The following is an 8,995-nucleotide window of genomic DNA, read 5'->3' as shown; positions in this document are numbered from 1 at the left end:
GCGACGTCCTTACGGGCAGCGCGCGCCTGCTCATCCGCTTTCGCGTAATATTCCGAATCCTTGCCGTAGCGATTACGGAGCTGCTGCCAGAGATAGAGGCGCTGATTAGCGATTTCGCGTTCCGTCTTACCCGCGTCTTCCATGCGGCGGACCTCCTGCTCAATCGTCGTGTTGCTGAAATCATAACGAGACTGAACGGAATCCTCCCCTAACCGCTTGAGCTGCAAGTTAAGCGTGCGCGCGTCTTCTACGGATTCCTTGAGATACGCTGCGTGTTTCTTCTTCAACGCCTCGTACTTCTCAATCTGCTTGTCTGCGGTCAGATCGTAGATATCCGATTGATATTGGATCGTGGCCTGCTCGTCCTGGAACAGCTTCTTACGCAATTCGGCGGCTATTTCTGCGGCAGTCTTGCCGGCCTTTTCCTTCGGTCCCTTCGCTTCCTTCGGCGGCTTATCCGGGTCAGGCGCGATAATATCCTTCGTGAAGTCCTGCGTCCCTGTCTCCACGGCTGCGGCCAGCTTTTCGAGCTCCCGCGCTGCATCTGCGTTAGCTTGCTGTTTCTTCAGCGCTTCTGCAACCTTGGCGTCAACCTCCGCTTTCGCCCCGGCCGCTGCTGCTTGCGTGAGTAATCCGTTCGTAACGATGTCGCCAACGTTGCCGGAGGTCTTACGCAATCTGTCCGCTTCACGTGCTGCGACGTCGTCGGCGAACGAACTCGCCTTTGCGCCGGATACGATGGCGAGCGCGTTGCTCAGCTTCGTAAGGTTCTCAATTTGCGACTTTACAGACGTAGCTACCGCTTGCGCTTCTTTGGCGTTGTTTCGGATACGTGTCGATGCGTTCGCGGCTGCTTGATCGGTAAAACGCTTATCGGTCGCTATTTGGTCGATAATCACGTCGATATTATCAGCCCGTATGCGGCCGTCTTCACCCTGGCGCGCATTAAGTTCCGGGTACTGTTCGATCAACTTTTCGGTGATATCAACGAGGCGGTTTTTCTGCGCTGCGTCGAGCGTTTGAACCGAGTTCAGCGTCTTAAACTCCGAAGCTAATGCGCTCATCTGGACGAGCGTCTGTTTCTTCGTAGCTAACGCCGACGCCTCGGCCTTTTCTTGAGCGGTGAGTGCGATTGTGCCGGCTTTGACGAACGCGGTCATCTCGCCGAACTTCTCCGTTGCCTGCTCAACGTTCGCGTAGCCCAGCTCCTCTAACTTAACGTCTAGTTCGCCGATTGCATCGTTAACTTCCATCACCTGGCCGAGCATCTCCGGCATCCACGTTCCGTTTTCCTGCGCGGCGTGCAGCTCATTAAGGCGCTTCTGCAGCCGGGCGCGTTCTTCGAGTACTGGCGCTAACTCTTCCGTCTTGGACTTCAACTCTTCAACGTCTGCAACGGTACGGTCGAGCGGCGCTTTACTTAGAACTGCGTTAAGGTCCGTCTGAGCCTGCGCCAGCGCCTTCGTTGCAGCCGTAGCTTCCGCGTTCGCTGTCGTTAGATAGCCGATGCCTGCGCCGACCGCTCCGATTGCGAGGATCGCCCAGCCGACCGGACCGGCCGATAGTTCTACCGCCTTCAAGCCGGCAGCGATAAGTCTAAGCGCGGGAGGAACCGTCGCGAGTATCGTAACAAGACCTAACACACCGACCGAAGACGCTGCCGCCGCAGATACGAGCGCCTTGTTCTCGCTGGTAAAGTCTGCGAACGCGATAATCGTCGGGGTTAACGTTTCTAATAAGGTAGCGAATAGCGGCGTGAATGACTCTCCGAGCGCAACCGATGCTCCGTTCGTGGCCTGGGCAAACCGCGCCTGTGATCCGGTATACCCTTCCATTGCTTCCGAGGCATTGCCGGCAAATATAGCAGTTTCACGCAAAAACCCTTGATACGCAGCTTCGATTTTTTGGCCATCGGTTAATCTACCTACTGTCGTTCCGATAGACGCCGCATACTCCTTCTGTAGGACCGACAGGTTCTTAGTCACGCCTACAGCATCGGAAAGTACAGAGTTCCCGTTCTTGATCCCGTCTAAACTGGCTTGAATGGCCGAGCCCATGGTGTAAAAACTTTGACGATTATACGCAGCGCTGTCCGCCAAAGCGTTAATTAGCTTCGTGGACTTTTCCAGTCCTAATCCGGTCGACATTGCGGTTTTGTATGCTAATACTGATTCGGTAAGCGACAGGAATCCGCGCTTAGCTAAGTCTTGCGCCGCCTGCTGTGCGTCTTTCGTTTGGATACCAAACCCGGAGGCAACCGCGTTGAGCCCCGCAAATGCCGCGTGCAATTTCGTAGCCGCGTCGACGGCCTGCTTCATTTCTGCGACTAACTTGTTTAATGCCGCTCCTGCCCCGATGCCCGCCAGTGCAGAGCCGAAATCCCGCATACCGTCAGCCCCGCGCCTACTGTCCTGCTCAAGCTCACGAATCCTGCGGCGTGCTTCGTCCATCTGCCTACGGAACTCGCCCATTTCTAGCGTTATGCGCGCCTGTATTTCGCCTACATTGGTCCCGCCTGCCATTATCGCAGCACCTCCGCTAAGATCGGCGTAAGCACGTCGAGGATGATCTCTTCCTCAACCGCTTGAGCTGCCGGAATTACTCCGATATTCTGCATAGCGCCCATGATGCCGCGTAGTGATTCGCGGATAGCCTCCGCTTTCTCTTCGTCTGTCCCTACCGAGGCATTAACCTGTGCGAGCAACCCAGATTGCGTTAGGATACCTTCTACATTAATCCGATACAATTCGTCCATTATCCGATTCCCCCTTATAAATAAAAGAAGCCCCCGAATTACTCGGAAGCTTCAATTTGAGCTGTGTATTCTCTCTTCGCGGTTGAGAAGCGAGCGATATTCTGCGAGCTTGGATTAGCTTGCGCCGCTGCCCGCGCTGCTTCGACGTCCTCTCCGGTCACCTTTGCGACTTCCGGAGCTGCTGGCGGCCGTTCCGACGGATTCTCCTGCGCTTTCTTCACCTGCGAGTATAGTGAGACGTTATCAATCGAGGCGTTCAGCTTCGCGAGCCGCCACGCGTCCCGTACGTCCTTCTCCGTAAGTTCATCCCCGTTCCGCAGTTTCGCGCGCAGGCTTGTCGCTGTCGTGCGTAAATCAATGTGTGCGGTAGCGTCCTGCTCGTATGCGTTAAGGCGATCACGCAATAGGCTGGCGCGGGCAATATCTTCTGCGTCTCCGGTCTCCTTAGCGCGCGCCTCCGCGTCAGCTACGTACGATTCGTCCGGGCTGCCTACAAAACGGATCGGCGAATCCTCCGGGAATAGGACTGCAATTGTTTCTTCGTATTCTTTACGCGCTGCGGTAAATTTGGCAATGTTAGCCGGATTGCCTTTCGATAACTTTTCCATCTCGCGGAGCTTAGCGAAATTCATATTACGCACCGCCTTTCGTGTCCATGTTGACCGGCTTTTGACCGAGCGCGAGCCTTTGGATATCCTCGGGCTTAATGACATGGGCCGCCGTCTTGCTGAAATAGTCCGGTGTATGCAGCTTGTAGATATACCGGTTACCCCGTCCGTAATTAGGATCGAGCGTATAAACAACGCTTTGCTGCTCGTCCTCGATCGCCTTCACAGACGCAGCACATGCGGCATAAGCCCGGTAATATTCGTCGCGGGCCTTTTCGAGTGCATCGAGCAACGGGCTAAACACTTCCGCGCGGTATCTCGGCAAGTACTCCGTATTCCAAGCTTGCATAACTTCGTCCGCCGGCATCTTCGCTTTTGCTCCGGCGCTCATCGTAAGCGCGAGGTCTTTGCGCTGGAAGTCCTTCTCGGCGGCTGCGAGTTGATCGCTTAAGCTGTCAAGCTTGGCCGTCACATCTGCGCCGGACTCAAACGAATGTCTCATAGTCGCGGCATACTCCGCCTTAATCGCCTGGACCTTTTCGAGCGCTGCATCTCGGTCGCGTTGAATACCTGCGCGCTTACTAGATACCGCGTCCTGCTCCCGTTGGTACTCTTCGATTTTAGTAAATTTCATCATATTTACCGTCTCCTTCGATTTTGGTTAGTAGGTTTCTGATATGTTTCGATAGCCAGGCGCGCCATTTCGGTAACGGCGGTAGCTTCGGCGCTTCTTCGGCCTGCTGCGGTACGTACATCTCGCGGAATATATCCGGGTCTCTCTCGACGTTCTGGCGGGCGGCCGTGTACGTGTCGCTCGGATGCTTGGCGAATACGGTTATGCCGGGTTCTCCCATGCACGCGCCATATAACGCCCGGTCCGCCGTCCACACGTCAAACGTGTCAATATGGCGTTCTTCCGCGAAGTATCGCATAGCGTAGATACATACGCTCGGGTCAGATATCGCGAGCACAAATGGCTGTATGAGATAGCCGTCATCACCGTAGATGTCCACGCAAAATAGCGTAATACCCTCGAACGGTAGGTATTCCGCGATGATTAAAGGGCGCATGTCACGCTCTCCTTTCGTTCAATTGCGTCATTAGCCAGCGCCATCAGTTCAGGTATGCTTCGCTCGATTCTCGCTTTGTGCGCTACCTTTACCGCGACTCTGCGCGAAAGTGAGAAGGCGTTAATAAGCGCCTCATGTTCGCGATACCTCATAAACTGCGGAGTGCTGCCACGCAGGATTAAAAGCTCTGTTAGCGGATCAACTTCGGCCAGTATGTCCGCAGCGATTACCGGGATTGCCTGGCGCGTTGAGTTATTGCGTACTGAATCGTAGTACAGCGAGCACACAGCGTACGGCTCATACCATACGCGTCCATCTTCCGTATAACTCCGTTTCGATAAGCGAGCGCCGGCGGCAATCCGTCCGTCTTTCAGGTTGACAATCGCAAGGTGCGCGTATGTGACGCGCTCAAGCGCTAGGCGGTCCGTCATCAATCCACCAGCTTAACGAAGGTAGCGCATGGCCGGCCGTTCTTATCCGTTCCTACTTCGATTTGTACGCGGTCGCCTGCGGTCATGTACAGCGTATCGGAATCGTCAGACAGCGCGCTTATGTGGAAGAAATGGTCAGGTAGGTCGCGTACCTTGACGAACCCGAAGGCTTTTTCCGGGAAGTACGAACAAATGACGCCCGGAAGCAATTGCCGACGGGGCGCTGCTGCTTTCCTTGGTGCGCGCGGGCTTGTGGCGATGGACGGGCCAATCTCCGGGAGTGACTCGCCGGTTTCCGGGCCTCCGTTATGCGTTGGTGAATTGATGAACATTATTTATTCTCCCTCTCGTATTTGTATTGGTGTAGCATTCTTCCAGAAACGGGGCGCGGCCGTATATACCCAAAAATCACTAACACTATCGCCGAAAGTGAGCGACCGCTGCTGCCCCGTTTTCACGTTTCGCAGGCGGACTATTCGGTGATATTTGACCGTTTTGATCTCGGCTATCTCAATCTCCATCTAAGCGCCCCCTTGTCCGTTATCGTCTAGCTACTTGCGTGCTAAGGTAGCGGCAGGGTATCGAATCCTCTCCGCGCATTACCTTACAGCGCTTGTCTGTCTTCGTCATTGCATGGAGCAATGCACACGTACAGTCCGATTTCAGATACGGGCAGTACGTTTTTGCGTCATCCTGTCGTTCATTCATCCTCGCGCCCACTCCTCCGCGATCAGCGCTGCAACGTCGGGAACGTTGGACGAAAACGTTAGTTTTGCGTTCTTGTCGAGCTTCCTGGACCATGCTGCGCCGATAGACAACGATTCGGCTGCGGACTGGAACGGATCACGCAGGAGATTAACCGGATACGAGCGCGGGAGTGCTTCGCGCGGTTTAATGCTGGCGGCGGATACGTAAATGCTGACGCATTCGTTTACTGTGTCGCCTTCGATTTTCAATTCGTGGACTATGTGCATAGTTACGTCTCCCCTTTTATGTGCATATATGTCGATTTTCCCTTGCGTACCGCCGTAAATGAGCACGCCAAATAAGGCCGGAAGGTGTTTGTACCTCCGAACCTTTGCGCGCCTAATTTCAGGCGGTTACTCCGTGATTTTAACACCGAACATGCGCCGTACGGTCCGGCTATACTCGGCCGGTACGCGGTACTGCAGCGCATAGATTGCGCCGTCCCTCCGATACGTAGCGCTGATCGGAAAGTCGTAGCTGCGGCGAATCTTCGTCATGATTCCGCGATCCTCCGTATATGCTTGGATGTTGCCGGCTGCGTCGCGCCATAGATTGTTATTCATTCGTCATTGTCCGTTCGTGGCCTAGCGGTGTGCCTTGGATTGTTCCCGCATGTTAACCGAGTAGTTTTACGTCATATCGTGCGGACGGTCACGTTAGTTAAACAGTACTTTGATCGCCGCTAATTTTTCGGCTGATCCTGCGAACACAATGCGCGGATTAACGACGATGCGACGTTTCCTCTTATCGTGGATATTATGCGGCAGGTAAAAGACCGGCTTTCCGTCGAGCGTGATCGCTTCGAGCCCCTTGCGTAAGCTTTGCGTATCCTTGTAGTTAAGCAGCGCGGCCAATCTATCTAAATCCATTGGCTTAATGCGTTCCTCGTCGTTTTCTTCCGGATTGAAACAAACGATATTACACGCGAAATTCACAAAAGGAAGGACCGCGTATACCAGCGCAAGTTGCTTAATCGTCCGGCCGTTATACTTCTCGTAGAGATCGCGTACCGTCCCACGGAATAACCGCGTATGCCGGTATTCGTCCAGCTTGAAGCCCGCGTCCGCCAGTGTCCCGCGATAGAATATCGAAGGATTAACGTAGATGTCGCCGTGTTCGTCGCCGTCCGTAACGATTCCCTCCGTTATCAATTTACGGAAGAACTCCGAGAAGCGCGCGCGGCTCATATTAAGCAGCCTTTCGAGCGTATTCCGTTCGATCGGGCGGCCGTTATCGTGCTGGAGGCGGCCGTCATAGTTCGTGTAAGTGCCGATGAACATAAGGCGCGCCAGGTCCGATTGTGTAAGTGAGGGGAATCGTTCGGCGGCGGTCATACAGCCGTTAAATAGCGCGAATACAAAACCACCGTTCTCTTCCGAATGCGCTGCAAGATGCCCGATCGCTTGGCGGCCGCGTCTCTGTGCTTCCGTTGTTTTTAGCGTGAGCTCAAATTCCGCGAGACGTCCGCCTAGTTCTTCCTCAAGCGCTGCCTTCTGTCCGACGAGACCGCGCTTTACGTTAGGAGTGAGATTCGCCCATCTCCGTTGCTCCGCTAATCTATCGACTGCCATTTAACCCCTCCTATACTTTGTGAAATAAATAACACCCTGGTTTTCAGGCACAAAACCCCGGAAATACCCTGCTTTTCAGGAACACACCAAAAACCCCGCAGCCCATACGTAGCGCGGTGTTTCGGGTTTTTACGGGTTTCTACCCCTCTTATATCAGTCAATCTTTTCTTTAAAATCAGCGCAGTTAATATATGAGTAACACCAGTAATAACGTGTAGCTCGCGTACGGTGTTAACACCGATCGTTGAGCTTAAAGGATTCTGCCGCGTCACTACGTTCCTTGCCCCAGCCGCACAAAATCAGCGCGTCCGGATATATAATAATAACTTCTATACTATGCGCGGATAAAATAGTATTGATATATTCGGATTCGTCCCGGTCTTGGACGGATACGAGACGGAGGGGCGCTGTTCCCCGTAGTCTACATGCTTGCGGATTCTAACGTTGATATGCGTAGTACTATGACCGCTGTAGTGTCTACCTGGCGGTTAACGTACTTTGCATCTCTTCGTATATCGAAATAATCCGCTCAAGCTTAGCCGGAGTTAATTCGAGCTCTGCGATACACCTGCGCTGCATATCCTCATTAATAGCGCGCTCCCCTTTCTCCACCCGCCAGAGATGCGAAGCCGAGACGTTTAGTAGTGCGCCCATTTCGCATAGCGTTAGACGGTGGACTTCCCGGAGCATTCTTACGGTGGTATGGTCGATATTCATAGCGTTAGCCTCCTTTATTGCGCATTTTTTTTGCTGAGTAGGTAAATAAAAAGCGGCCTCGAATCGCCAGGCAGCCGGCTCGAAGCGCAAAAATAAAAAGAGCCCTTTGCGGCCCTTCCCCTAATACTGACTTGTCGCCAGCTAAAAAGTATTAGTAATCGACCTTACGGATCGGCTTTTTCCGCCCACCCATCCGACTATAACGCTCTCGCGCTGCCTGTATGTACGGCAATTTACCCGGATCGAACGGAACCTCATGCCGCCATATCCCCGCGAGCCACGCGGCCTCATCGTAACGGCGCTCTTTCTTCGGCTTCTTCGGTTCGACGGGTTTACGCGCGCGCTGATCCGCCTTCTGCTCCGTCTTGCGTACGGTCTTACACGACGGTCCGCAGACCTTCGCGTTGCCGGGCCGAGTCTTATCGCGGAAATAATAGTTACACGTCGCGCAGCGCTTAACCTTCGCGTCGTCCGGCGGTATCCGCATCATGTGCCGATAAAGCTCGCGCACCTCTTCTAGCGTCATACCCTCCGTGATCTCGCGCATAAATTCGACTGCGCCTTCGCCTGGCTCCATTTCGTTAGCACCTCCCCGAGATTGATCTATTAGCATTATACGACCTTTTCTCAAAAAGTCAGGTTAGGAGAATTGAATTTTTTAACTCAAAAATGAAACGTATGTTCCCCTAACCCGTATTAACCAGTATAATCAAACAGAAGGACAGCCCCTCGCCCGATTAGAAGAGGCCGTCCGGATGAATCTCGCACACATTTGGCGCTGTATACGGTTGTTACGCGTAGTGTTGACGCACTACGTTGTGACGCTTGGCGGCGCTGGTAAGGGTAATCAGTTAACCGCGCAGATGGTCCGGCAATTGGCGTTACCGGTAGGCGCGGAAGTTAGGCGGCCGTCAACGTTGGCGCGTAGACAGTCCGTTAGCCAAGCCGTACACCTTGCGGCCGTAAGTTAATTTCAGCGTAAATGTCGCCGGCCTGTAGCACGTAAAGGCGTCTACGGTCCCGGCGGACTAATCTGCGGTTTATCTTCATCGAATCACCTCCTTCATATCGGCATCTCATCCGGCATCATAACGTC

Annotated in this window: 11 protein-coding genes; all 11 read right to left on the bottom strand. The window is 53.8% G+C overall.

Annotation, left to right across the window (positions count from 1 at the left end):
* The coding region (locus ACFSX3_RS23425) for a hypothetical protein (RefSeq protein WP_209994867.1) at positions 1-2,522 on the bottom strand (2,522 nt) is incomplete at its 3' end.
* Entirely contained in the window at positions 2,522-2,755 is a 234-nt protein-coding gene (locus tag ACFSX3_RS23420) for a hypothetical protein (protein ID WP_209994868.1), read from the bottom strand. The genes ACFSX3_RS23420 and ACFSX3_RS23425, both read right to left, overlap by 1 nt.
* Before the next feature lie 38 nt (positions 2,756-2,793).
* Positions 2,794-3,396, bottom strand: a complete 603-nt coding sequence (locus ACFSX3_RS23415; protein WP_379313325.1) for a hypothetical protein — start codon at positions 3,394-3,396, stop codon at positions 2,794-2,796.
* Complete coding sequence (locus ACFSX3_RS23410; protein WP_209994870.1) at positions 3,389-3,865, bottom strand: hypothetical protein; 477 nt, start codon at positions 3,863-3,865, stop codon at positions 3,389-3,391. The genes ACFSX3_RS23415 and ACFSX3_RS23410 overlap by 8 nt, the downstream gene beginning before the upstream one ends.
* A 118-nt stretch (positions 3,866-3,983) precedes the next feature.
* Positions 3,984-4,433, bottom strand: coding sequence for a hypothetical protein (locus ACFSX3_RS23405; RefSeq protein ID WP_209994871.1), 450 nt, complete (start codon positions 4,431-4,433; stop codon positions 3,984-3,986).
* Positions 4,434-4,863: 430 nt separating this feature from the next.
* Positions 4,864-5,196: a cold shock domain-containing protein gene (locus ACFSX3_RS23400; protein ID WP_209994873.1), complete on the bottom strand. Its 333-nt coding sequence runs from the start codon at positions 5,194-5,196 to the stop codon at positions 4,864-4,866.
* Between the two features lie 372 nt (positions 5,197-5,568).
* Complete coding sequence (locus tag ACFSX3_RS23395) at positions 5,569-5,838, bottom strand: hypothetical protein (protein ID WP_379258204.1); 270 nt, start codon at positions 5,836-5,838, stop codon at positions 5,569-5,571.
* A 126-nt stretch (positions 5,839-5,964) separates the two neighbouring features.
* Positions 5,965-6,108 carry a hypothetical protein gene (locus tag ACFSX3_RS23390; RefSeq protein ID WP_379256919.1) on the bottom strand — a complete coding sequence of 48 codons (144 nt, stop codon included), beginning with the start codon at positions 6,106-6,108 and terminating at the stop codon, positions 5,965-5,967.
* Between the two features lie 159 nt (positions 6,109-6,267).
* Positions 6,268-7,182 (bottom strand): hypothetical protein, encoded by a 915-nt coding sequence (locus ACFSX3_RS23385; RefSeq protein WP_209994876.1) that lies wholly within the window; start codon positions 7,180-7,182, stop codon positions 6,268-6,270.
* A 477-nt stretch (positions 7,183-7,659) separates the two neighbouring features.
* On the bottom strand, positions 7,660-7,899 hold the full coding sequence (locus ACFSX3_RS23380) for a helix-turn-helix domain-containing protein (protein WP_209994877.1): 240 nt from the start codon (positions 7,897-7,899) through the stop codon (positions 7,660-7,662).
* 151 nt (positions 7,900-8,050) lie between these two features.
* Positions 8,051-8,476, bottom strand: coding sequence for a hypothetical protein (locus ACFSX3_RS23375; protein ID WP_209994878.1), 426 nt, complete (start codon positions 8,474-8,476; stop codon positions 8,051-8,053).
* Between the last annotated feature and the right edge of the window lie 519 nt (positions 8,477-8,995).

Source organism: Paenibacillus rhizoplanae (assembly GCF_042684125.1).
Lineage (GTDB): Bacteria > Bacillota > Bacilli > Paenibacillales > Paenibacillaceae > Paenibacillus_AQ > Paenibacillus_AQ rhizoplanae.
This window is presented reverse-complemented; position numbering and strand designations above follow the sequence as displayed.

What these genes read in the sequence shown, in the direction of transcription:
- ACFSX3_RS23385 (WP_209994876.1), bottom strand. Translation starts at nt 7,182, where the DNA reads ATGGCAGTCGATAGATTAGCGGAGCAACGGAGATGGGCGAATCTCACT.
- ACFSX3_RS23410 (WP_209994870.1), bottom strand. Translation starts at nt 3,865, where the DNA reads ATGAGACATTCGTTTGAGTCCGGCGCAGATGTGACGGCCAAGCTTGAC.
- ACFSX3_RS23400 (WP_209994873.1), bottom strand. Translation starts at nt 5,196, where the DNA reads ATGTTCATCAATTCACCAACGCATAACGGAGGCCCGGAAACCGGCGAG.
- ACFSX3_RS23405 (WP_209994871.1), bottom strand. Translation starts at nt 4,433, where the DNA reads ATGCGCCCTTTAATCATCGCGGAATACCTACCGTTCGAGGGTATTACG.
- ACFSX3_RS23375 (WP_209994878.1), bottom strand. Translation starts at nt 8,476, where the DNA reads ATGGAGCCAGGCGAAGGCGCAGTCGAATTTATGCGCGAGATCACGGAG.
- ACFSX3_RS23395 (WP_379258204.1), bottom strand. Translation starts at nt 5,838, where the DNA reads ATGCACATAGTCCACGAATTGAAAATCGAAGGCGACACAGTAAACGAA.
- ACFSX3_RS23420 (WP_209994868.1), bottom strand. Translation starts at nt 2,755, where the DNA reads ATGGACGAATTGTATCGGATTAATGTAGAAGGTATCCTAACGCAATCT.
- ACFSX3_RS23380 (WP_209994877.1), bottom strand. Translation starts at nt 7,899, where the DNA reads ATGAATATCGACCATACCACCGTAAGAATGCTCCGGGAAGTCCACCGT.
- ACFSX3_RS23390 (WP_379256919.1), bottom strand. Translation starts at nt 6,108, where the DNA reads ATGACGAAGATTCGCCGCAGCTACGACTTTCCGATCAGCGCTACGTAT.